The 25,025-nt window shown below is 34.0% G+C and carries 23 protein-coding genes and 1 pseudogene; 7 read left to right on the top strand and 17 right to left on the bottom strand.

Annotated elements, in window-relative coordinates; translation table 11 throughout:
- Window positions 1-134 precede the first annotated feature (134 nt).
- The 10 genes and pseudogenes from hldE to ribE form a co-directional block, all read right to left on the bottom strand.
- Window positions 135-1,559, bottom strand: coding sequence for a bifunctional D-glycero-beta-D-manno-heptose-7-phosphate kinase/D-glycero-beta-D-manno-heptose 1-phosphate adenylyltransferase HldE (gene hldE / locus J3T98_RS06475; RefSeq protein WP_267362424.1), 1,425 nt, complete (start codon window positions 1,557-1,559; stop codon window positions 135-137).
- A gap of 44 nt (window positions 1,560-1,603) precedes the next feature.
- Window positions 1,604-2,365: a twin-arginine translocase subunit TatC gene (tatC, locus tag J3T98_RS06470; protein WP_065563592.1), complete on the bottom strand. Its 762-nt coding sequence runs from the start codon at window positions 2,363-2,365 to the stop codon at window positions 1,604-1,606.
- Between the two features lie 14 nt (window positions 2,366-2,379).
- Window positions 2,380-2,703, bottom strand: a pseudogene (gene tatB, locus J3T98_RS06465) (Sec-independent protein translocase protein TatB); the annotation flags it as partial.
- A 3-nt stretch (window positions 2,704-2,706) separates the two neighbouring features.
- The gene (tatA, locus tag J3T98_RS06460; RefSeq protein WP_065563594.1) at window positions 2,707-2,919 is read right to left on the bottom strand and encodes a twin-arginine translocase TatA/TatE family subunit; all 213 of its coding nucleotides are present in this window, start codon (window positions 2,917-2,919) and stop codon (window positions 2,707-2,709) included.
- A gap of 72 nt (window positions 2,920-2,991) precedes the next feature.
- Window positions 2,992-4,533, bottom strand: coding sequence for a ubiquinone biosynthesis regulatory protein kinase UbiB (gene ubiB / locus J3T98_RS06455; protein ID WP_267362423.1), 1,542 nt, complete (start codon window positions 4,531-4,533; stop codon window positions 2,992-2,994).
- A 15-nt stretch (window positions 4,534-4,548) separates the two neighbouring features.
- Window positions 4,549-5,319, bottom strand: coding sequence for a bifunctional demethylmenaquinone methyltransferase/2-methoxy-6-polyprenyl-1,4-benzoquinol methylase UbiE (ubiE, locus tag J3T98_RS06450; protein ID WP_065563595.1), 771 nt, complete (start codon window positions 5,317-5,319; stop codon window positions 4,549-4,551).
- A gap of 62 nt (window positions 5,320-5,381) precedes the next feature.
- Entirely contained in the window at window positions 5,382-6,317 is a 936-nt protein-coding gene (gene nadR / locus J3T98_RS06445; RefSeq protein ID WP_267362421.1) for a multifunctional transcriptional regulator/nicotinamide-nucleotide adenylyltransferase/ribosylnicotinamide kinase NadR, read from the bottom strand.
- A gap of 144 nt (window positions 6,318-6,461) precedes the next feature.
- Window positions 6,462-7,499, bottom strand: a complete 1,038-nt coding sequence (locus tag J3T98_RS06440) for a TrmH family RNA methyltransferase (RefSeq protein ID WP_267357179.1) — start codon at window positions 7,497-7,499, stop codon at window positions 6,462-6,464.
- A 21-nt stretch (window positions 7,500-7,520) separates the two neighbouring features.
- Window positions 7,521-7,940 carry a transcription antitermination factor NusB gene (gene nusB, locus J3T98_RS06435; RefSeq protein ID WP_218058472.1) on the bottom strand — a complete coding sequence of 140 codons (420 nt, stop codon included), beginning with the start codon at window positions 7,938-7,940 and terminating at the stop codon, window positions 7,521-7,523.
- A gap of 4 nt (window positions 7,941-7,944) precedes the next feature.
- Window positions 7,945-8,415, bottom strand: coding sequence for a 6,7-dimethyl-8-ribityllumazine synthase (ribE, locus tag J3T98_RS06430; protein WP_065563599.1), 471 nt, complete (start codon window positions 8,413-8,415; stop codon window positions 7,945-7,947).
- Between the two features lie 360 nt (window positions 8,416-8,775).
- Here ribE and lpcA point away from each other — a divergent pair, with 360 nt between their 5' ends.
- Together lpcA and J3T98_RS06420 are read left to right on the top strand one after the other, a co-directional pair.
- Complete coding sequence (lpcA, locus tag J3T98_RS06425; RefSeq protein WP_267362419.1) at window positions 8,776-9,351, top strand: D-sedoheptulose 7-phosphate isomerase; 576 nt, start codon at window positions 8,776-8,778, stop codon at window positions 9,349-9,351.
- A 1-nt stretch (window position 9,352) separates the two neighbouring features.
- Entirely contained in the window at window positions 9,353-10,132 is a 780-nt protein-coding gene (locus J3T98_RS06420; protein WP_065563601.1) for a class II glutamine amidotransferase, read from the top strand.
- Here the strand turns inward: J3T98_RS06420 and mdtH are convergent.
- The 6 genes from mdtH to pncB all read right to left on the bottom strand — a co-directional run bounded on the left by mdtH (window position 10,110) and on the right by pncB (window position 17,616).
- A complete protein-coding gene (gene mdtH / locus J3T98_RS06415; protein ID WP_065734665.1) occupies window positions 10,110-11,321 on the bottom strand; it encodes a multidrug efflux MFS transporter MdtH in 1,212 nt (403 codons plus the stop codon). The genes J3T98_RS06420 and mdtH overlap by 23 nt on opposite strands.
- Entirely contained in the window at window positions 11,322-11,780 is a 459-nt protein-coding gene (locus tag J3T98_RS06410; RefSeq protein ID WP_065734666.1) for a methylglyoxal synthase, read from the bottom strand.
- A gap of 132 nt (window positions 11,781-11,912) precedes the next feature.
- Window positions 11,913-13,058 carry a porin gene (locus J3T98_RS06405; protein ID WP_065734667.1) on the bottom strand — a complete coding sequence of 382 codons (1,146 nt, stop codon included), beginning with the start codon at window positions 13,056-13,058 and terminating at the stop codon, window positions 11,913-11,915.
- Window positions 13,059-13,367: 309 nt separating this feature from the next.
- Window positions 13,368-14,558, bottom strand: coding sequence for a porin (locus J3T98_RS06400; protein WP_267362418.1), 1,191 nt, complete (start codon window positions 14,556-14,558; stop codon window positions 13,368-13,370).
- A gap of 306 nt (window positions 14,559-14,864) precedes the next feature.
- The gene (asnS, locus tag J3T98_RS06395) at window positions 14,865-16,268 is read right to left on the bottom strand and encodes an asparagine--tRNA ligase (protein ID WP_220225709.1); all 1,404 of its coding nucleotides are present in this window, start codon (window positions 16,266-16,268) and stop codon (window positions 14,865-14,867) included.
- Window positions 16,269-16,428: 160 nt separating this feature from the next.
- Window positions 16,429-17,616, bottom strand: coding sequence for a nicotinate phosphoribosyltransferase (gene pncB / locus J3T98_RS06390; RefSeq protein ID WP_267362417.1), 1,188 nt, complete (start codon window positions 17,614-17,616; stop codon window positions 16,429-16,431).
- 273 nt (window positions 17,617-17,889) lie between these two features.
- Here pncB and pepN point away from each other — a divergent pair, with 273 nt between their 5' ends.
- The gene (gene pepN, locus J3T98_RS06385; protein WP_267362416.1) at window positions 17,890-20,517 is read left to right on the top strand and encodes an aminopeptidase N; all 2,628 of its coding nucleotides are present in this window, start codon (window positions 17,890-17,892) and stop codon (window positions 20,515-20,517) included.
- A gap of 113 nt (window positions 20,518-20,630) precedes the next feature.
- Entirely contained in the window at window positions 20,631-20,963 is a 333-nt protein-coding gene (locus J3T98_RS06380) for a rhodanese-like domain-containing protein (RefSeq protein WP_267362415.1), read from the top strand.
- Window positions 20,964-20,994: 31 nt separating this feature from the next.
- Here the strand turns inward: J3T98_RS06380 and J3T98_RS06375 are convergent, their stop codons facing one another.
- A complete protein-coding gene (locus J3T98_RS06375) occupies window positions 20,995-21,843 on the bottom strand; it encodes a MetQ/NlpA family ABC transporter substrate-binding protein (protein ID WP_220225705.1) in 849 nt (282 codons plus the stop codon).
- Window positions 21,844-22,025: 182 nt separating this feature from the next.
- Between J3T98_RS06375 and J3T98_RS06370 the strand changes: the two genes are divergently transcribed.
- The 3 genes from J3T98_RS06370 to J3T98_RS06360 all read left to right on the top strand — a co-directional run bounded on the left by J3T98_RS06370 (window position 22,026) and on the right by J3T98_RS06360 (window position 24,917).
- The gene (locus tag J3T98_RS06370) at window positions 22,026-23,162 is read left to right on the top strand and encodes an amidohydrolase (RefSeq protein ID WP_267362414.1); all 1,137 of its coding nucleotides are present in this window, start codon (window positions 22,026-22,028) and stop codon (window positions 23,160-23,162) included.
- Between the two features lie 13 nt (window positions 23,163-23,175).
- Window positions 23,176-24,219 carry a methionine ABC transporter ATP-binding protein gene (locus J3T98_RS06365; RefSeq protein WP_267362413.1) on the top strand — a complete coding sequence of 348 codons (1,044 nt, stop codon included), beginning with the start codon at window positions 23,176-23,178 and terminating at the stop codon, window positions 24,217-24,219.
- A gap of 98 nt (window positions 24,220-24,317) precedes the next feature.
- Window positions 24,318-24,917: a methionine ABC transporter permease gene (locus J3T98_RS06360; protein ID WP_065563747.1), complete on the top strand. Its 600-nt coding sequence runs from the start codon at window positions 24,318-24,320 to the stop codon at window positions 24,915-24,917.
- Window positions 24,918-25,025 lie beyond the last annotated feature (108 nt).

The raw sequence follows: 25,025 nt of genomic DNA, 5'->3' as shown, positions 1-25,025 counted from the left end.
TAATAAAAAAAGTATTAATTGTGAAATTTAACGATAGTTAATACCTATTGATTGGTTTTAAAATATACCCAAACCTAAATTATTCGATAATTGACTAATTAGCTACTTAAATAAATAGCTAATTATTATATTATTTATTTCCGTTTAATCTTATCAATGATGTTTGTGGTCGAACAACCATCTTCAAAATTAAGGACTTTAACTACTCCACCTGCTTCTATAACTTCTTTTCCACCAGCGATATCTTCAGGTTTATAGTCACCACCTTTTACTAATACATCAGGTAAAATACTGGCAATCAACCTTTGTGGAGTCTCTTCTTCAAAAGGAACAACCCAGTCAACTGAATCAAGTGCACCTAATACTATCATTCTTTGCATTAATGGATTTATTGGTCGGGATTCCCCTTTCAATTGTTTTACTGAGGTATCACTATTTACTGCTACAATCAAACGGTCACCAAGCTTGCGAGCATTAGCAAGATATGAAACATGCCCAGCGTGTAAAATGTCAAAACAGCCATTAGTCATGACAATTTTTTCACCACGTAATCGTGCTTTACGAATTTCTTCTTTTAATTCATCTTCAGTCATCACCCCAAAACCATCATCTGCACGAGCCCGAATAGCATTACTTAATTCAACTTGCGAAACAGTTGATGTTCCCAATTTACCGACAACTACACCGGCTGCAGCGTTTGCTAAATAACAGCTTTCTTCAAGTGATTGCCCTGCAGCTAATGAAGCTGCTAAAGTTGCGATTACAGTATCACCCGCACCGGTAACATCAAATACCTCTTTAGCTTGAGTTGGTAGATGGTAAACAGGTTTATCTAATTGTATTAACGTCATGCCTTTTTCACTACGAGTAACAAGCAAGGCTTTAAGATCATATTGCTTAATAAGTTGAGAACCTTTTTCAATGATCTCTTCTTCTGTTTTACATGTTCCAACTACAGCTTCAAATTCAGACATATTTGGTGTCAGTAATGTTACACCACGATAACGCTCAAAATCAGTACCTTTAGGATCAACCAATATTGGTACATTAACTTTTCGTGCTTGTTTTATCATTTCTTGTACAGCAGTTAATGCACCTTTGGCATAGTCCGATAGAACCATTACTTTAGAAGTTGTAAGTGCGGTATCAATACGCTCTAAAATAGGAGTATGATCCACATTATTAAAACCTTCCTCAAAATCAATCCTTATTAATTGTTGATTTCTTGATAACACTCTTAATTTAGTAATAGTTGGATGTGTTGAGACAGATATAAAATCGCAATGAACATGTCGATTAGTAAGTTGCTCATCAAGCACCTTAGCAGGTTCATCCATTCCTGTAAGACCAATTAAACGCGCTTTACCTCCGAGGGAGGTAATATTGAGTGCAACATTAGCTGCACCGCCAGGACGTTCTTCAAGAGAATCAATTTTAACAATTGGTACAGGTGCTTCTGGTGATATGCGATTGGTACCGCCATACCAATAGCGATCTAACATAATATCGCCAACAACAAGAACATTTGCCAGATTAAACTCAGGAAGAGATGTTTTCATTTAGTTATCCTTTACTCGTATTCATTGGATCAATTATCAATCTATTATTCATCGTCTATATTTTTATCATCATCTTGTATGATTTTTTTTCTTGGTTGATAAAACCGGGCAAAGAATGTCCCAACTTCAAATAATAAACAGATAGGTACAGCTAATAAAATTTGTGAAAATACGTCTGGTGGTGTAACAAACATAGCTACAGCAAATACTGCTACAATAATATAAGGTCTTTTTTTACGTAGATTTTTAGGGGTTGTTACTCCTGTCCAGCACAGCAATATTATTGCAACAGGGACTTCAAATGCAAAACCAAAGACTATAAATAATGTCATGACAAAATCAAGATATTTAGTTATATCGGTATTTATCGCAACATCAACTGGAGCAGTATGAATAAAGAAGTAAAAAGCGAGAGGAAATACTGCAAAATAAGCAAACGCAATACCAATATAAAAAAGTACCGTACTTGAAATTATCAATGGCATAATTAGACGTTTTTCATGTTGATATAATGCAGGTGCAATAAATCCCCATACTTGATACAAAATATAAGGAATCGAAATAAATATCGAAACAACAGCAGTCAGTTTAATAGGAGTAAAAAATGGTGCCGCAATGTCAGTTGCAATCATGCTACTACCTTTTGGCAATTGACTAATAAGCGGATTAGCAACAATATGGTAAATATCATTCGAGAAATAGAGTAAACACGTTAATACAATTAATATACAGATGATACATCGTAAAAGCCGTGTTCTTAGTTCTACTAGATGACCAATAAGTGGTTGTGTTGCGTCGTCTGTCATAATTTATCTTTGTCTGAATGAATTGTTGTATCTATTTGAGAGGCGGAATCGATCTCTTTTTGTAGTGTTTCGGTTACGCGTTTTAATTCATCAATGGATTCTTGAATTTCCGGTGTTAGAGTATTTAGCCCACTTTGTTCTGCTTTTTTTAAACTATCTTGTAACTCTTGTAATTTAAGCTCTTTATTCAATTCTAACTGAACAGTTGCAGACATACGGCGGAGTACTTTTATCCAGCTTGCAACAGTTTTAATTGCAATAGGTAGACGCTCTGGCCCTAATACGACCAACCCGATAATTAAGACTAATAGTAGCTGACCAAAGCTAATATCAAACACAAGTTACTCTTTATTGGTGTGGTTATCATCAGATGAGTTAAGACGTTCCACTTTTTGTGAATCATCTGTCTCTTTTTGATCATCGTCGTCATTCATAGCTTTCTTAAAACCTTTAATGGAAGCCCCAAGATCAGAGCCCAATGAACGCAATTTTTTTGTTCCAAATAATAGAACGATAACCGCTACAAATATGAGTAATTTGGGCAAACTTGGCATATGATAAGTCTCCAATAGCTTAAAATAGTAAAATTATACACTTAAATGGTGAGATTCCAAAAAATAACTCGCTTAATGCCCGACAAGTAAAGCAATACATAAAAGACTAAGAATACTAATTGCAAACATTAATCTTTGTTGGTTTCTTTTACTACGTTGAAGTTGTTGATTAATCTGTTTTAACTGAACATGCATCAGCTTAGTCATCCGAGCCTGATCATTCAACTTTTCCGGTAGCTCAACAACAAGGTTTTTCCATTCTGGTAAGGAAGTCCAAACTTGATGTAATAACTTTTTAGCACTGTATTTATCTTCATACCAATTTTCTAAAAATGGTTTAGCCGTTTGCCACAAGTCAAGTTCTGGATAGAGTTGACGCCCTAACCCTTCTATATAAAATAACGTTTTTTCAAGTAAGGTTAATTGAGGTTGAATATCCATCTCAAATTGACGTGCAACTTGAAATAGTGATAATAAAATTTGCGAAAAGGAGAGCTCACCAAGTGGTTTAGCAAATGCAGGTTCGCAAACATTGCGCATAGCCATTTCTAATGCGGCAACATCCGTTGTTTCAGGAACCCAACCAGATTTGATATAAATTTGTGCAATTTTTCGATAATCTTGGTTAAAAAATGCAAGAAAATTTTCAGCCAAATAGCGTTGATCATCTTCAGTCAAAATACCTACAATTGCACAATCTATCCCAATGTAACGAGGATTTTGGGGTTCGCTTATATCCACAAAGATATTGCCCGGGTGCATATCTGCATGAAAAAAATTATCCCTAAATACTTGGGTAAAGAAAGCTTGAACACCACGCTCTGCTAATAACTTCATATTGACATTATTTCTTTTTAATTCATCAACATTAGCTATCGGAGTACCGTAAATTCGCTCTTCAACTAAAACATTTTTTCGGCACAAATCTTGGTACACATAGGGAATATAAAGGATCTCACTATTAATGAAATTGTCGCGCAAACGAGCTGTGTTATAGGCTTCTTTCTGAAGATCCAATTCTTTTAGAAGCGTGTTTTCATAATCACTGACAATTTCTACAGCCCGTAACTTTTCACCAAATTTTATCCGTTTAGTAAATTGGTTAGCAATCCAATACATTAAGCGAATGTCAGATTTAATTATAGGTAAAATATTTGGTCGCAAAACTTTGATTACCACTTCAGCTTGGCTACTTTTTAAAGTTGCTGTATGAACTTGTGCGATGGATGCTGATGCTAATGGTTGATCATTAAAATCTGAAAAATAAAAATCTATAGGACACCCTAGAGCAGTTTCAATAATTTGTTTTGCAATTTTTCCATCGAAAGGGGTAACTTGGTCTTGTAATTTGGCTAGAGCATCGACAAGATGTTTTGGCAACACATCGCGTCTTGTTGAAACCATTTGCCCAAATTTTATCCATACCGGGCCTAGCTCTTGTAAGGCTTGACGCAACCTTTCATCAATCTCTTGTTGATTTGATTTAGGTCTAACCCAAAACAAACAAAACAATAATACTCGTAACCACCTTGAGACACGGTGTTTTGGTAATAGCTCTTCTAATCGATAAGCTCGAAATATGGTTAATATTTTATAAAGTCGAAAAAATGTCATTATTTGTTTATCACATTAAAATTTAAAACCAGTATGTAAGGCTACAATACCGCCTGTCATATTGTGATATTTAACATCGACAAACCCAGCATCTTCCATCATTTTTTTCAGTGTTTTTTGATCTGGGTGCATTCTGATAGATTCAGCTAAATATCGATAACTATCTGAATCATTCGCTACGATTTTTCCCATTAATGGCAACATAGTAAATGAGTAAAGATCGTAGGCTTTATTTAAAATTTGGTATTGTGGTTTAGAGAATTCTAGAATCAATAAACGCCCTCCTGGCTTTAAAACTCGCCACATAGATTCTAGCGCTTTTTGCTTATCAGTCACATTTCGTAGACCAAATGAGATAGTGATACAATCAAAATAGTTATCTGCAAATGGTAACTCCTCTGCATTTGCTTGTACATATTCAATATTTTTAAATAAGCCTTTATCTCGTAGTTTATCTCTACCAACCTTAAGCATCGACTCATTGATATCTGCTAATACAACTAAGCCATCATCTCCAACTATTTGTGAGAATTTAGCTGTTAAATCACCTGTACCACCAGCTAGATCAAGGACTTTTTGTCCTTTCCTAACACTACTATACTCAATAGTTATTTTTTTCCAGATTCGGTGAATACCAAATGACATTAGATCGTTCATGATATCGTATTTATCTGCAACAGAATGAAACACCTCTGCTACGCGTTTTACTTTATCTTGTTTTGGAACTTGGGTGTAACCAAAATCAATTTTATCCTGATTTTCATTTGGTTGAGAAGATTGAGACATAAAAATTCACCTATCACAAAAAGTTAGCTTATTTTAACATAAGCTAACCTAAATGTGATGAGCTAAATCAATAACGATTCAACCATTTTAGAAACAATTTCAAAATGCTGTAATGGAGTGGAATTCGCCGGTAATTCGTTTTCATAAATAATTAAATCAAATTGGTAACTACTTTTTAGTCCAATTAAGACTTCATTAGATTTGCCAAAAATTTGCTCGTAGTAGTTAGATAATGTCCCAAAATCGATCGAAGTAAAGAGAAGCTTATTAGCATTTTCTAATGATTTACTCATTCTCTCTACATGTAACATTGCAATTCTTAGATAATCATTTTCACTTAAGTAACGTTTATTTTCTAGAGTGGAAATTTCTCGTTGAATATAATTTATATACCCATTTGAAACATATTGTGTATTATAAATATTAGCTAATTTTACGGGCAATTCATTAAATTTATCATGTCCTATGATGGCGACTTTTTTAACAAAAAAAGGTCTAGCTGCTTGGGCAATAAAAGACCAATTTTGATAAGGATTTTCTCGAATTTTGGTTGCACTGATATTAACGAATTCACGATTAGCATCAATAACAACTACAGGGCAACCAAAATAGCGCTCATGCTCCGTTACATCTTGTGGTTCACTAGTAAACACAACAGATGGTTCAATTTTATTTTCTGATAATATATGTTTAATACTATCACTCCACTCTTTCCAACCATTAGGATAATAGTTAATTCCAGTTTCATCAGAAATATAAATATGAATATTATGTCTATCTTTGAAGGTATCTTTTAACCATGAAAAACGATCACTAACTTGTGGCTGTCTAGGTAAACGACTTTTCTCAAATAGTTGTTTATCGCGAGTTGCTTCACAACCAAGCATTACATGTAATTCATCAACTTGCGTTAACGCTTTTTCAATAAGATAAATGTGGCCACTGTGTAATGGATAGAACTTACCAAAAATTAAACCAACTCGATGTTTAGATGACATAATAATTACCAATACATTAAAAAACTCGATACCAATGTACAGAAAAAACAACCATTTTCTAACCAATTGATGCTATTTAATATAATGAGAAGATAAAAGTGTTAACTTCATCAAAATATTCAAAAATAACTAGAGCAATATCAATTAAGATTGATATTTAATAGTAGATAAAACAATCCCTGCTGCAACAGAAATATTTAATGCCGACATATTATCATTACCACTCAAATGCACAACATTATCAGCACAATTAATTAACTTTGTATTAATTTGTTGAAATATAATTAATACAACTTTCTTTTTAAATTCAAGTTGTGATAATTCGGTTGATTTAATGGATTTTGACTGACATGGTAATAAGGCAATTATTTGATAACCATTCTTTTTTAATATATCTATGGATACAATAAAATCATCACTTTTAATTGGTTCAATCGCTTCAATACCACCTTCAGCGACTCGCATTGCTGATCCACTATCAAGCAAATTAGTTTGACGCAAAATGATACCATTAACGCCAAAAAAAGCAGCGCTACGAACTAATCCACCTAAATTATGAGGGTTATTAACATCATCAATCGCAAGAATACAATCACGAACTCTATCATCATGTTCATGTAAATAATCAAGTAAAGAGAGCGGTATCCGTTTTTTAACAATTAAACAGACTCCACCATGATGTAGGTTTTGAGTTATTTTAGTAATTTGTTCTGTTGATACAACGTCATAACCTAGTCGTTGTTTGACTAACCAATTAATTAAATCTTTAAACTGGTAAGTCATTTCTTGAGTAATAAATAATTTCACTATAGCAGAGCGTCGATGCTTAAATACAGCTCTACAACTGTTTTCACTATAAACTAAAGTCTCTTCTTTTTTTTGTCGATACTCATCGTAACCAAATGTTGGAGTTTGATCGTTATCTTTAACTTTTTTTTGCCAAGGAGAATCATGTTCATCTGATAAATTTAAGTTTACTTTAGATGACTTTATAGTTTTATTTGATGATTTTACTTTAAATGTTTCAATTCGATCATTTTTTGCATTTGAATTAGACTGAAAACTATCATTTTTACGCTTACTTCGATGATCATTGCCTTTGTTTTTTACAGATTTCACACTTGATTGACTATTTTTGGCATAAAAAATTGAAGGCCTGCTTTTTTCGATCGTGTCGTTCATAATATTCCCAATTTAAGACAGTTATCGTGTACGAATAGTTGGAGCAACTTTATCCAATACACCATTTATAAATTTGTGGCTTTCTTCTGCGCCAAAAGTTTTCGCCAGATCAATTGCTTCATTGATAACCACTTTATAAGGGACATCATGTCTCTTCATTAATTCATAAGTTGCAATTCGTAGTACCGCTAATTCAATTTGTCCTAACTCATCAACAGTTCTTTCTGTTAGGTAAGGTGCCATTTTTTCATCTAATTCTGCTGTGTTTTTGGCAACACCATGAAGTAATTCTCTAAAATATTTACTATCAACACCTTTCATATCTTGTTCAGCTATAAAACTGCTCTCAACATCAGCAAGATCATTTTTAGAAATTTGCCAAGAGTAAATGGCTTGAACGGCACACTCTCTTGCTCGACGACGAGGATTAACTAACGCCACTAAATTACCCCTTAATTGTTTTGATAACATTTAACATTTCAAGTGCGGTTAATGCTGCTTCAGCACCTTTATTACCCGCTTTAGTTCCAGCTCGTTCGATCGCCTGCTCAATACTTTCGGTGGTTAAGATTCCAAAACCAACTGGTATTGAATACTCTAAACTAGCATTCAATAAACCTGAACTTGATTCTCCAGCAACGAAATCAAAATGAGCCGTACTGCCACGAATTACCGTACCTAATGCTACAATGGCATCATATTTTTTTGATTGTGCAGCAACTTTTGCTGCTAAAGGAATTTCGTAAGCGCCTGGTACCCAAATAACTGAAATGTTTTTATCTTCAACTTGACCAATACGAGTTAATGCATCTACTGCTCCATTAACTAAACTTTCGTTAATAAATTGGTTAAAACGTGCCACGATAATGGCTACTTTAGCTTTTGGTGCAGCAACTTTACCTTTAACTATTTGCATATTTATTCCTTATCGATAGATTCTAGATGCAATTTTATAATCACTTTTAGTGAAAAATTTATAAGCCAATTATAGCACAGATTAAAGGGTTATCCTATTAGCAAAAATGGGGAATTAACATGTTTATAACAAGCATAAGTAAGTATGATTATTTGAAAGTTATTGTTTGTAAATTTACTGTTTATAAAGTGTAATTTTTACATTTATAAATTATCATTCCTTCAACAAAGATTTATAAATTTTTAATAATTGCATCAAAGTTTTTTCTTACTATAAGAAATTTCATTTTTATTACTTGCAAGCTGTTATTAACGAATTACAATGGTAAGAAAAAAGCTTTCTACAAAAGAGGTAAAATTGATGTACATTAACACTATTCGAGATGAGCTAAATCAAGCAATTGAAGTTTTAGCCAATTTCATTTCAAATGATGAAAATCTTAAACAAATCCAACAGGCGGCCATTTTAATCGCAAACTCATTTAAACAAGGTGGTAAAGTACTTTCATGTGGTAATGGAGGTTCTCATTGTGACGCTATGCATTTTGCTGAAGAGTTAACTGGCCGTTTTCGCGATAATCGACCATCCTATCCTGCCATTGCAATTTCAGATGTAAGTCATATATCTTGCGTTGGTAATGATTATGGTTTCGATTCTATTTTTTCTCGCTATGTAGAAGGTGTTGGTCAAAAAGGTGATGTACTACTAGGTATTTCAACTTCAGGAAACTCAACTAATGTCATTAAAGCGATTGAAGCAGCAAAACAAAAAGGTATGAAAATTATCACGCTTACCGGTAAAGATGGTGGAAAAATGAATGGTTTGGCTGATATAGACATTCGTGTACCTCATTTTGGTTATGCTGATAGAGTGCAAGAAATCCATATAAAAGTGATTCATATTTTGATTTTACTCATTGAAAAAGAGATGGCTTAATATGTGCGAATTATTGGGTATGAGTGCCAATGTGCCGACTGATATCTGTTTTAGTTTTACCAGTTTAATCAAACGTGGCGGTGATAAAGGTCCACATAAAGATGGCTGGGGAATAACATTTTATGAAGGTAAAGGATGTCGTACATTCAAAGATCCTGAACCTTGTAGTTTTTCACCTATAGCTAAATTAGTTCAACAATACCCAATAAAATCAACGGCAGTAATTGCTCATATTCGTCAAGCTAATCGAGGAGGAGTAGCTCTAGAAAATACCCATCCTTTTACTCGCGAATTATGGGGAAAAAATTGGACTTTTGCCCACAATGGGCAATTAACTGATTACGAAAAGCTGCATATGGGAATTTTTCAACCAGTTGGATTAACCGACAGTGAATATGCTTTTTGTTACTTAATTAATCAGTTACATAAAAAATATCCCAAACAACCTACCGATGATATTGAACTTTTTGATTATATTCGAGAGTGTGCGATTAAATTAACCGAACTTGGTATTTTTAATATGTTACTTTCAGATGGTGAATATGTATTTGCCTATTGCTCGACTAATCTTCATTGGATCACCCGAAAAGCGCCATTTGGTAAAGCAAAATTAATTGATGAAGATGTTGAAATCGATTTTCAAAAGCATACTACACCAAATGATATTGTCACTATTATTTCAACTATGCCGTTAACCTCAAATGAAACTTGGCATAAATTAAACACTGGTGAAGCAATTTTATTTAAATATGGTGAAATTAATCAATTTTTTTCATCTTGACTAAATTAAAAGGTGGTTCATCCTTAAATAAATATTGTAAATAACCTAACGTTAATAAACCAACTAAAGTTAAAATAATCCACGGTAAATGCGGAAAACCCATCTTGATTGCAATTTCATAAAGCCAACCGGCACCGGTATAACCAACAAACCCACCTAAAGCAAGCCCTAATCGACTAAATCCCATATAACTACCTTTGGCTTTTGGATTAGTTAACACGGTTGCTAAAGTTTCTCTAGCCGGCTCAGCAATAATTGCACCAAGGTAAAAAAGCGCAATCAAGGATAGCAAAATAGATAATTGGGATGTAAATCCGATTATTATAAAGGCAAACGACATCAAAAGTAATCCAAATTTAAGGCGTTGATCTAATCTAAAATATTTTTCACTAAACCGAGCAATAGGATAAAGCAGAGTTAGTGAGATAGTTGCTTCAATCACGTACATCCATTTCACATAGCTTGAACTTCCTGAAATATTGGTAATAGTTAGAGGTAGCATCAACATGACTTGCACCCCAAGCACATAATAACCAGTTAAAGTAAGCACATAATGAGTAAACTTTTTATCTTTCAAAACCATTTTCATACCATTAATAATTGAAGCTTTACCAATTGCAATATGATAAGAGGGTAAAAAAAACAGATTAAAAATACCACATAAGAAAAAGATAAAAGCACCACACCAACAAACTAATTGGAAATCATAATCTATTAAGATACCACCAATAAGAGCACCAATAACTGCACCGGCATTATCTTGTATCATTAATAATGATATAAATTTGCCTCGTTCGTGAGGTCTAGTAAATTTTATGGTTAATCCCATTCGAGGTGGATCAAATAACAGTCCACCCAATGCAGACAATAAGCAAGATACAAGTAATAACCAGTGTTCAGTTGCTAAAGCCATTGAAATAAAGCCAATCGACCGCAAAAACATACCTGTTATGATCATAGGTTTTGCACCAAATCGATCAGCTATAGCACCACCAATTAAGCCAAAACCTTGTTGAACAAATTGACGAAATCCTAAAGCAAAACCAACAAATAGTGCACTCCAACCTACTTGGCTAACAAAGTGCGTAGAAACGAGCGGAAATACGACATAAAATCCCAATACAATAAACAGATTATCAAATAATAATATGTATCTACCTGTTTTGCGAACTTGTGAAGGAATTGGCATCTATTTTACTCTTTCATTTAAATAGCCTTGATAATCAGGGATCTCTATCTCCACTTCTTGAGTAAATATTGAGGACTGTATTAATGCGTTAGCTGTTGCTTGATTAGTTGCAACAGGAATGTTCCAAACCGTTGATAAGCGTAACAGTGCTTTTACATCTGGATCATGAGGAACGGCATTTAGAGGATCCCAGAAAAAGATAAGAATATCAATTTTACCTTCTGCGATTAAAGCGCCGATCTGCTGATCGCCCCCCATTGGACCACTAAGCATTGGCGTAATATTTAATCCGGTTTCTTTCTTAATTAATGTACCTGTTGTACCTGTTCCACATAAATTATGATGAGAGAGTTCTTCGCGATTTGTTTTGCACCAATTTAATAATGCTTCTTTCAAATGATCATGTGCAACCAATGCAATGCTTTTCTTTGCAGGTAGCTTTCGAGTAATATAAAGCATCAAATAATCCTAATTCCTTATTATTTTTTGTATTTTTTAACAAACTATCTATAAAAGTGCAAGCAGTATTTGATCCAGAAAGACAAGAAAAAAGGCACCGAAGTGCCTTTATCAAATCAAAAGATAAAATAATTAGAATTGATAAATTAATCCTAATGCAACAGTATCCTTAGCTGTTGCTTTAATTTGAGATTTACTAAATGTACCGTCTTCATATAAAGCACGACGTGCGCCAATATCATTCTTATCTAACAAGTTGATTTTATAATCAACAATGGCTGATAAATTTTTATTGAAATCGTAAGTTAAGCCAACATCAACATATTTAACTAAATCATTACCTTTAAGGCCTGCATCACCACTTCTTGAGAAGCTTGAAGCATCTTGTACTTTATGTTGAATATATGCAACAGAAGGTGTTAAACGGCCAACTTCAAAGTCAATACCATATTGTGCAACTAATTCAAAACCTTTGGTTTTCAAATCATCAGTGTTACTTGTACTTGACGCTTTTTCCCAACCATATTTTTGTTTACCTTGAATATAAAGTGCAGCTAAATAAAGATTGTCGTTATTATATTTAGCACCTGCTGACCATGCTTTAGCATCTTTATGTCCACCAGTTTGCGCATAACCTGCACCAATAGATAAACCACTATCAAGCACATCCCAATCAATTACAGAACCCCATGCTTCTGCACTATCATGGTCAGTACGATCATGCTTATTTAGATATTGAGTTGAACTATTATCTCCGTTATCTGCATACTGTACTGCAAAACGTAAACCGTTAACTAATCCAAAAAAGTTTGAATTACGGTAAGTCGCTACAGCTTTTGTTCTAGCCGTTAATGCGTAAATATCATTATTTGAAGCATCACCACCAAATTCAGGTAGAACGTCAGTATAAGAAGTTAAAGTTTTTAATACACCGTCGTTACGACCGTAGTCAAATGAACCAAAATCACCGAAATTTAAACCAGCATATGCATAACGAGTTTCGTTATCAGCATCTGATCCAGTTTTTGCTTCATATTCCCAACGACCATAGCCACTCAAACTATCTGAAATTTGCGTTTCACCAGACATACCTAAACGAGCTGTCGTTTTGTCACCTTCACCAGTTTGATTATTTCGATCAGTAAGATAATTTAAAGCATAGACTCGACCATAAAAGTCAACTTTATTGCCATCTTTGTTCCACACTTCAATAGAAGCGCTAGCTGTTCCGGCAATTAATAGTGCAGGAATAGCAATTGCTAATAGATTACGTTTCATTTAATTACCCTCTTAGGTATTTTATTATTTAAAAAAGATACAAAAATATTTGTTCTTGGTTTAATAAATAGTTGCTTTCAAATAGCAACTAAATTATTACTGGGATATCTACTATTGAATACTAGATTTTTATTGAAACACTGTAGATTAACAATGTTTATCACATGTAATTCTGCGAATTAGGACTATTCTATGACTTAAAATTAATTTTTTTTAAGCATAAAATGTTTTTTTGTATGGTTTGATATTTAATAGACGAAAAAAAAGGCACCTAAGTGCCTTTTTGAGATATTTAAGGATATTAAGAGATTAGAATTGGTAAATTAAACCAACACCTAACACGTCTTTAGTACCTGGTTTGTATTTATGACGACCATTGCTTTCACGAACTGTATTATCTTCAGCTCCTTGATCGTATTTTTTAAGAAGATTGAATTTATATTCAACGATAGCACTGAAGTTCTTATTAAGGTCATATGTCATACCAACTGAAACATATTTAGCTAAATTACGACCTTCTTTATGGTTATCATCATAATACGCATCTTCAATATTGCTAAGTTTATGTTGAACATAAGCTAAAGATGGAGTTAAACGACCTACTTCTAAATCAATACCATATTGAGCAACTAACTCAACACCTTTGATTTTAGGATCATCATAACGATCACCGCCAGCAACTCTCTCATTCCAAGTATTGAATTTAGTTTGGAAATAGTTTGCTGCTAAATATAGGTTATAGTTATCATATTTGATACCTGTGCTCCAAGTTCTAGCTTTTTTAGTCTCGCCTTCATAATATTTAGATTTACCTGCAGTTTGTGCATAACCAGCACCAACGGTTAAACCTGTGTCAAAGATACGCCATTGAACATTAGCACCATATGCTTCGCGGCTATCACCTTTAAATCCGTCGAAATTATCATGTTCATCAAGTACTACTTTAGACTTTTTACCATCATAGGTTAATGAATTATCACCATTATCTGCATATTGTAATGCAAAGCTGATATCGTCAGTTAAACCGAATAAATTGTTGTTACGGTAAGTTGCAACAGCTTTAGTACGAGCTGATAGCACGTTCCATTCGTTGTTTGCTGCGTCACCACCAAATTGTGGTAATACGTCAGTATATGCAGTGATTGCTTTTAACACACCGTCATTACGACCATAATCGAATGAACCAAAATCACCAAAGTTTAAACCAGCGAATGCATAACGAACTTCGTTATGAGAATCTTTACCTGCTTTAGCTTCATATTCCCAACGACCGTAACCAGTGATGCCGTCAGTGATTTGTGTTTGACCAGACATACCTAAACGAGCTGAAGTATCATCACCTTCACCTGCTTGTCCACGGTCAGTGATGTTGTTAGCAGCTTTTACTCGTCCGTAAAAGTCTACTTTGTTACCATCTTTATTCCATACTTCGATAGAAGCATTTGCACCTGCTGCTACTAAAAGAGCAGGGATAGCGATTGCTAATAGATTACGTTTCATTTCTTACCCTCATGGTTATTTTTCTTAAAAGACACGTCTTTTGGGTTGTGTCAATTTTGTTACAATGATTATTCATCCAAAAATAATGTTTTTAACTAATGTTTATAACTATTATTTTTATCTCAATTTTCACAGTACTGTAAATTATGTATAAAAATTTATTAAAATCAAGTGAACTTTTCCTAAAACTTCGTGTCTAAGCTTAAAATTACATCCGTTTGATTAATTTTTATACGATTTTTGTATTTTATTTATATTAATTTTTATATCAACTGACAAAAAGTCAGTTGAAAATTTGAGCAAATTTTAGAAATTTGCATTACGCGGTGTTCTTGGAAATGGGATCACATCACGAACATTTTGTACACCAGTGACATACACAATCAATCGTTCAAAACCAAGTCCAAAACCTGAATGTGGAACAGTTCCATAACGACGCAAATCACGATACCACCAGTAGTCTTCTTTTTTAAGACCTAACTCATCCATACGTTTATCTAACATATCTAAGCGTTCTTCACGTTGCGAACCACCAATGATCTCGCCGATTCCTGGCGCTAATACATCCATTGCTGCAACAGTTTTACCATCATCATTCATACGCATATAGAATGCTTTGATATCCTTAGGATAATTTTTAACAACAACTGGCGCTTTAAAATGTTGTTCAGCCAAATACCGTTCATGTTCAGAGGCTAAATCAATTCCCCAACTAACAGGATTTTCAAATTTTGCATCACAGTTTTGTAAAATAGAAATGGCATCGGTGTAATCAACTTGAGCAAAATCAGCATTAATAAAGTTTTCTAAACGATTGATTGCTTCTTTATCAATATGCTGAGCAAAAAACTGCATATCATCAGCGCGTTTCTCTAGTACCGTCTTGAAAACATATTTCAACATATCTTCGGCGAGTTTTGCATTATCGTTAAGATCGGCAAAAGCAACTTCCGGTTCCATCATCCAAAATTCGGCTAAATGGCGAGTAGTATTTGAATTTTCAGCCCTAAATGTTGGACCAAAAGTATAAACTTTAGAAAGTGCACAAGCATAAGTTTCTGCATTGAGTTGTCCCGAAACAGTCAAAAAGGCTTCTTTACCAAAAAAATCTTTATCAAAGTCAATTTTACCATTATCTGTTTTAGGTAGATTTAACATATCAAGAGTTGAAACTCGAAACATTTCCCCTGCACCTTCAGTATCTGATGCAGTAATAATTGGTGTTGATAACCAGAAGAATCCACGTTCATCAAAAAATTGGTGAATAGCTTGGGCTAATGTATGTCGCACACGAGTGATTGCTCCAACAATATTGGTTCTAGCTCGTAAATGGGCAACCTCACGAAGATATTCAATTGAGTGACGTTTAGCGGCCATAGGATAAGTTTCAGGATCATCAACAAAACCATAAACTTCAACATTCGTTGCTTGCAACTCATATTTTTGACCTTGACCAGGAGATTCAACTACTTTTCCTGTTACTTTTACTGAACAGCCAGCAGTTAAACGTAAAATATCCTGTTCATAATTTGGTAGTTCTTTTTCTATAACAGCTTGAATAGGATCAAAGCATGAGCCATCATAAACAGCCAGAAATGAAATACCGGCTTTCGAATCACGGCGCGTTCGTACCCAGCCTTGAACAGAAATAGTGCTACCAACAGCAATTTTGCCTTGTAACACGTCAACAATAGGAGCAACTGAATTCATTTTAATTATCCATCTCTATTTTATTATCTATATAGTTAATATTATTAAAAGCAATATAATTTTAAAATGACTAACCATAAAAATTTTCTTTATGATTAATAATACCGGTTAATGATATATTACTTATTTAATTTTTAGCATTAATAATCTACTTTTATTATTAATGATTGACTTTGAACGTTCTTTTCAATTCGTCAATAAAGGCCAAATCTTTCGAAATCGTTTTTCCAGGACTATCTGATAATTTAGCCACAGGTTGATTATTACATTCAGTGAGTTTTAACACAATATTCAAGGACTTGGTATTAAACTCTGTAGACGGAATGTCACAAGCTAAAAAACCGCCTATACCAAAAGATAATTTTACTCGGTTATTGAAGTATTGATAGATTTTAAGCGCTTTATCAAAGTTTAGGCTATCAGAAAAAACCAGTAATTTTGTTTTAGGATCAATTCCTAATTGCTGATAATGACGAATCGCTTTTTCGCCCCACTCTATCGGATCGCCTGAATCATGGCGTAATCCTTGATAATGAGAGGCTAAATAATAATCAAAATCCCGTAAAAATGCATCCATCGTAATACAATCAGTTAATGCAACACCCAAATCATGTGGATACTCATCTAACCAAACTTGTAGTGCCGTCTTCTGGCAGTCTTGTAAATTGGTACTTAAACGCTGATGAGCTTGAAACCATTCATGTGCTTGAGTACCAACCGGTGTCAATCCTAAACGATATGCCAATAAATAATTACTAGTACTATTAAAATTGGTAAAATGGTTTTGCAAATAACTAACAACGGCTTCTTGTACAGCAAAAGAGTAACGTCTTCGTGTGCCAAAATCCATCAAATTGAAACCAGATATATCGATATCATTAGTATCAAATATTGCTAATTTATCTTTAAGTCTTACTAGTGCTTGATCAACACCAATATTAGGAGAACGATCTTTATGAATAATCTCACTAATTACTGCAAGCAATGGTACTTCCCACAAAATCACATCGACCCATTTACCTTCAATTTGAATAACTAGCTGACCATCTTCATTTTTAATCGTTAACAATTGACTATTAAAATGCCAATTTTTTAGCCAATTTAAATAATCTGGTTTAAAAAAAGAAATATGCGACAAATAAGCGAACTCATCTTCAGTAAGAGCTAGAGACTCCATTAATTTAACTTGATGAGCAATTTGATCAGCATACTGACCAAGTAAATCATCACTACGACACAGGAACTGTGCATTCACAGTCACATCAGGATAATGATGAAAAACAGCTTGCTGCATATGCAATTTATAAGCATCAGTATCTAATATTGATGTAATTATTGCGGGTAACATGTCTATCTATTATCAGTTCTTTCAAGAAAATTCTGGAGATTATAGCAGAATAATAATTAAGATATAGATTAATTATCTAATAAGATTATTTTTAATACGCTATAATAGCCAATAAAGATATTTTGATAAATTAATCCATATCTATTCCAAAATGATTAATATTGATAATTCATTTACTTTTATCTGATTAATAAATGAAAGTGAAAGTAATTAAGACCTATTTTGATGAATTCAAATACATGATCAGCGTATCACTTTAGAAGGCAAAGAAAAATGAGTACAACTGATATCCAACCAATTGCTAAATTTCGTCATGACTATAAAACACCCGACTTCACGATTACTGATATTGACCTCGATTTTGATTTAGCTGCAGAAACAACTACAGTTATCGCTCGTAGTCATGTTATTAATAAAAATCCTCAAGCTGACGATTTAATTTTAGACGGTGAAGAACTTAAATTAGTTTCAATAAATATTGATGAGCAACCTTGGAGTGATTATCAAATCACAAAAACCGGATTAATCATTAAAAATGTCCCATCTGAATTTACTTTAACCATCGTCAACGAAATCAAACCAATTGATAATACCGCACTTGAAGGACTATATGTTTCAGGTGATGCACTTTGTACACAATGTGAAGCGGAAGGTTTCCGTCATATCACTTACTACCTTGATAGACCCGATGTATTAGCTCGTTTTTCAACTCGAATTACTGCCAATAAAAAACAATATCCATATCTATTATCTAATGGAAACCGCATTTCACAAGGCGAACTAGCTGACGGTAGACATTGGGTTCAATGGCAAGATCCATTTCCTAAACCAGCCTATTTATTCGCATTAGTAGCTGGTGATTTTGATATATTAAAAGATTACTTTATTACTCGCTCTAATCGAAAAATTGATTTAGAAATTTATGTAGATAAAGGTAATTTAGAACGTTCACAATGGGCAATGACCAGTTTAAAAAATGCCATGCGCTGGGATGAAAATCGTTTCGATTTAGAATATGACTTAGATATTTTCATGATTGTGGCTGTTGATTTCTTCAATATGGGCGCAATGGAAAATAAAGGACTAAATATTTTCAATTCTAAATATGTCTTAGCTAAACCTGAAACCGCGACAGATGACGATTACATTGGAATTGAATCCGTAATTGGTCACGAATATTTTCATAACTGGACTGGTAATCGCGTTACTTGTCGAGACTGGTTCCAACTTAGTTTAAAAGAAGGATTAACTGTATTTAGAGATCAAGAATTTACTTCTGACCAAGGACTTAGATCGGTAAAACGTATCAGTGATGTCAAACTACTACGAACCGTACAATTTGCTGAAGATGCCAGCCCTATGTCTCATCCTATTCGCCCTGAACAAGTAATTGAAATGAACAATTTCTATACTGTTACCGTATATGAAAAAGGTGCAGAAGTTATACGTATGATGCACACATTATTAGGTGAAGAAAACTTTCAAGCAGGGATGAAACTCTATTTCAAACGACATGATGGAAGTGCTGCAACCTGTGATGATTTTGTTGCAGCTATGCAAGATGCATCAGGCATTGACTTAACACAATTCAAATTATGGTACAGCCAATCGGGCACACCAGTTTTAACAGTAACTGACAGTTACGATCCACAAAATCATCAATATACCCTAACTGTTGAGCAACATACGCCAGCAACGCAAGATCAAAGCCAAAAACAAGCACTACATATTCCATTAGATATTGAACTTTATCAACATGATGGCGAAGTGATTAGATTGCAATATCAAAACAAATCTATACATCATGTATTAAATGTAACACAAGCAAAACAACAATTTGTATTTGATAATATTAGTGAAAAACCAATTATATCTTTATTGCGTGATTTCTCAGCACCGGTAAAACTCAATTACGATTACCAAGATGGTGATCTTATATTCTTAATGCAACATGCTAGTAATGCTTTTAGTCGTTACGATGCTGCGCAAATGCTATTAGCAAAATATGTGCGTTTAAATGTCAGTAATTATCAACATAATCTACCCATGACTTTCTCTGAACTTGTTTTGGATGCTTTTAGAGGAATACTATTATCAGACTCTGTTGAGCCTGCACTTATCGCACAAATATTGACATTACCTTCAGAAAATGAATTAGCAAATCTGTTTGATATTATTGATCCGATTGCGATTTATCAAGCACGCCAATTCTTATTAGGAGTGTTTGCTAATGAACTTTATGATGAGTTAACAGCGGTCTATCATCATAATCAAACAGCTCAATATCATATTGAACATTCAGATATCGGCAAACGTATGCTGAAAAATTGTTGTTTATCATTATTGGCTTATGCTAACGATAATCAGCAAGTAGATGTCTTAGTCAAAAGACAATATGAACAAGCGAATAATATGACAGATTCATTAGCTGCACTTACCACAGCGGTGAAAGCACAGCTTGATTGCCGTCATACTTTACTTGTCGATTTTGATAATAAATGGCATCAAGATGGTTTGGTTATGGATAAATGGTTAGCCTTGAATGCAACAAGCCCTGAGCAAAATGTATTATCAACAGTAAAAAAACTACTCAATCACCGCTCATTTTCACTGAATAATCCAAATCGGATTAGAAGCCTAATTGGTGCTTTTGTAAATAATAATCCTATCGCTTTCCATGCGGAAGACGGTAGTGGTTATCATTTCTTAGTAGAAATATTAACAGAGTTAAACCAAAAAAATCCACAAGTGGCATCACGACTCATTGATCCACTTATCCGTCTAAAACATTATAATAAAGACCGTCAGAAAAAAATGACAGCAGCTTTAGAAAGCTTATTGAAGTTGAATAATTTATCTAAAGATCTTTACGAAAAAATTAGTAAAGCTTTAGCTGCATAATAAAATCCCATCTTGTCATTCTTTAGCAAGATGGGATTTTTAATAAAAAATACATAAAATAGCGTTCAAAAACCCCGTTCCTCAACTTTTTTTAGATAGAATGAGTTTGAATAATGTCAATAATAAAAGAAATAACACCTTTGCAACTAAAACAACAGATCGATAATAACGTACCGCTTTTTTTACTTGATGTACGCGAACCTAATGAAGTAGAAATTTGTGCAATAGCAGGAGCAATACATATTCCTATGAATCTCATACCACTTTATTTAGATAAAATCCCAGATGAAATTGATATTATTATTTATTGCCATCATGGTGTAAGGAGTCTTAACGTTGCAAATTATTTGGTTGAAAATGGATTTGATTGTGATTTTCTCTACAATTTAACTGGTGGCATTGACGCTTGGGCTCGAACTGTTGATACCAGTATGCCTAAATATTAAAAAGCCCGTATTTAAACGGGCTAAATGATCACTATTCTTGTGGCATAACCCAATAACCATTTTGATTATGTGTTTGCATGTAATCTTTAAATTGTTGTGATTGGTAAATACGCTTTATATCTTTTGCCCATTGACTATTTTCATTACCTTCATTAACTACAACCATAATTTCTAAATCAGGAATAATTGTTTCAGACAAAAGTGCTTTTTTCGAGTCAATATTAGCGGAATAAACGATACTGCCTGGAATGACGGCGAAATCTAACTCATTTAAAACTCTTGGAATATTGGCTGAATCCATTTCAACAATATCAACACCCGCAATATTTTCGGCAATATCATTTTTGCCGACAATAATTGGATTACTATTTGGTTTTAACTTAATCCAACCAGCTTTTTCCAACAAGTTGTAAGAACGTGCTGCATTTGATGCATCTTGAGGAATTCCAATTTTAGCACCCGGAAAAACATTTTTTATCGACGTATACTTATTCGAAAATATTGCAGCTGGAACCGAAGGTACATGCACCACTGGTTTTAAATGAGCTTTGCGTTGACTATTAAACACATCCATATATGCAGTATGTTGAGCTACCGTTAAATCAATACTGCCTTCACTTAATGCCACATCTGATTCTAATAAATGTGGAAAATTAACTAACTTAACTTTATAGCCTTCTGATTCTAGTATTGGTTTAACCGCATCATTAAACAGATCATTGTACGGTCCTGGTGAAACGCCCATACTGATCTCTTTTTTAGTTTGATTATCGGTTTTCGATGATGAGTTATCACATGCTGTAATAAAAAAAAGAGAACTAAATAAAGCTAACACCACAACATTATTAACTAATTTTTGCTTGATGAACCTCATTTTCATTTGAACTATCCTCAGTGAAGTGTAAATTTTAAAACTACTCTAACACATAAAAAATAATTCATTTATTCCATGTAATTCTATCTTATAACTTTTTGGAATAAGTTATAAAAAACGATTATTAGAGCCAAAATATCAGCTGTGCTACTGTAAAAATATCAATATTTTTATCAATTGGACTTACCATGACAAAAGCTATTGCACCCATTATCGAGCAGCTTTTTCTCGACTTACATCAAAATCCAGAGCTTTCAAATCAGGAGTTTGAAACAACCAAAAAATTAAGGTATTACTTAGAAAAAGCGAATATTCGCATATTAGAGCTAGGCGCAAAAACTGGTGTTATTGCTGAAATTGGTTCAGGCTCACCAGTCTTAGCCTTAAGAGCCGATATTGACGCCCTACCCATTTTTGAACAATCAGATTGCCAATACCGTTCAACCCAAAAAGGAGTAATGCATGCTTGCGGTCATGATCTGCATACATCTGTTTTAATGGGAGCAGCTTACTTATTGAAAGCCAATGAAGAGCATTTGAAAGGAACGGTTCGATTACTTTTTCAACCGGCTGAAGAAAATTTTAGTGGTGCATTACATTTCATAGAAATTGGTGCGCTTAATGGCGTTGATGTTATTTTAGGAATGCACAATAATCCTAATTTAACCATTAACCAAATGGCTTCACGAGCTGGCCCCTTTTCAGCAAACGTTGACCGAATTGAAATCACAATAAAAGGTGTTGGAGCCCATGCGGCAAGACCTGAGTCAGGAATTGATCCAATTGTTATTGGTTCACAAATTATTAGTGCTATCCAAACAATATCAAGTCGTACAATAAGTGGGCTTGATGCTGTGGTTGTCAGCATTACAAAATTCTTAGGAGGGAACACATGGAATGTCATTCCTGAAATTGTTGAGATGGAAGGCACTGTAAGAACGCTAACTCCTGATATAAGGTTAAAAGTCAAACAACAATTAAAAAGCATTGTTGAAAATATTGCACTTAGCATGGGAGCCAAAGCAGAGTTGAGATGGTTTGATGGCCCGCCATCAATCATAAATGTTGCAAAGTGGGTCGATTTTTGTCAAAAGATTGCCAAACAACAAGGATATGATGTTGTTGATTTTCAACCGCAACTTGGTGGTGAAGATTTTGCCCACTATTTGAATCATGTACCTGGCGCATTTATCAATCTTGGTTCACAAAGCCCTTACGCCCTACATCATCCAAAATTTTTAGTTAATACTGACATGATAATGCCAGCAGCCAACTATTTAGCCAATCTCGCTAAGCAAGGATTAATTGAAGTAGCACAACATTGATAGGTATCACATAATGATAAAATTTGAAAATGTATCGAAACAATACGAACGAAATGGAGTTACCACCCAAGCATTACAAAACATCAACTTAACTATCCAAAAAGGCGATATCTACGGCATTATTGGTTATAGTGGTGCAGGAAAAAGTACGCTAGTTCGTCTGATAAACTTTCTTGAAAAACCAACTCAAGGCAATGTTGTTATTCAAAACCAATCATTGAATCAGTTATCAAACGCTCAATTACGCCAAGTTCGCCGTAAAATAGGCATGATTTTTCAACATTTCAATTTACTTGAATCCAAAACCGTATATGAAAATGTTGCGATCCCTCTAGTCCTCATCAAAAAAGATAAACAAACAATTAAACAGAAAGTTCATGAACTGCTCGAATTTGTTGGATTAAGCGATAAAGCTAATAGCTATCCTAAAGAGCTATCAGGTGGGCAAAAGCAACGTATTGGAATTGCTCGGGCCTTGGCGAACGATCCCGATATTTTACTTTGTGATGAAGCCACATCGGCACTCGATCCACAAACTACTCAAGCTATTTTGGAATTAATAAAAAAAATTAATGATAAATATAAAATAACTGTCGTTCTAATTACCCATGAAATGCATGTAATACAGCAAATATGTCACAAAGTAGCAGTTATGGAAAAAGGTAAAATTATCGAACATGGCAATGTACTTGATGTCTTTGGTCATCCAACGCATAAAACCACACAAAAATTTGTTAGTTCAGTTATTAATGACCAAATCCCTGAAGGTGTTGTTGAAAATCTGCTAAAAATTGAGGGTGATAAACATAATATTAAGTTGTTTAAGCTTGAATTTTTAGGTCGTTCGGCCTCAGAGCCAGTTATGAATGCATTGATCTTACAGCAGAAAGTAGTAGTGAATATTTTATTTGCCCATATGTCTGAAATCGAAAAAACGGTATTAGGCAGTATGTTTGTTCAATTAAAAGGAAGTGATAATAATATCGAACAATCGGTGCAATTTCTTCGCGAAAATGGGGTTAACGTTACAGAAATCAAACATGGGGAGAACAACTAATGGAAATAGTCAACGATTTTATCAATTATATAAATACTAATTTTCTAACCAGAGTAACCGTTGAGCAATATGCACAAGCATCATTAGACACATTATATATGGTTGTTTTTTCATTAATATTAGGCGCATTAATCGGCGTTCCATTAGCGATCTGCTTAGTCACCACCCGACCATCTGGTTTACTCGAAAATAAACGGGTTTATCAGATTATCAACCCAATTATTAATTTTGTTCGCTCATTACCTTTTATTATTTTACTCTTTTCACTTCATTCATTTACTTACTTTATAGTTCGCACATCAATCGGTACGACAGCAGCAATTGTGCCCTTAACTTTTTATGTTGCTCCTTATATTGCTCGGCTTGTTGAAAACTCATTATTAGAGGTAAAAAGTGGTATTATTGAAGCAGCTGAATCGATGGGCGCAACGCCAGTACAAATTATTTGGCACTTTATGCTACCAGAAGCATTTAGTTCATTGATTTTAACTTTCACAACCGCCACAATTGGTTTGATTGGGGCAACAGCAATGGCAGGGGCTATTGGCGCAGGTGGTATTGGAGATGTCGCCTATTCGCAAGGTTATCAACGTTTTGATGATACCGTCATATATATCTGTGTTGTGATCTTAGTTATTGCAATACAAATTGTACAAAGCATTGGTAATTATTTGGCACGCAAGGCAAGACACGAATGATCCCAACTATTTAAACCCTATTGCAACACTTTATACTGGCGTTTACTTCAAAACGCCACTATTTACCACAAAAAATCAATAAATATAATTCAATATTCTCATATAGTT

It is taken from the genome of Gilliamella sp. B2772, from assembly GCF_026536985.1.
Lineage (GTDB): Bacteria > Pseudomonadota > Gammaproteobacteria > Enterobacterales > Orbaceae > Gilliamella > Gilliamella apicola_E.
Note: the sequence above shows the minus strand (reverse complement) of the source record. Positions and strands in the feature narration are given on the sequence as shown.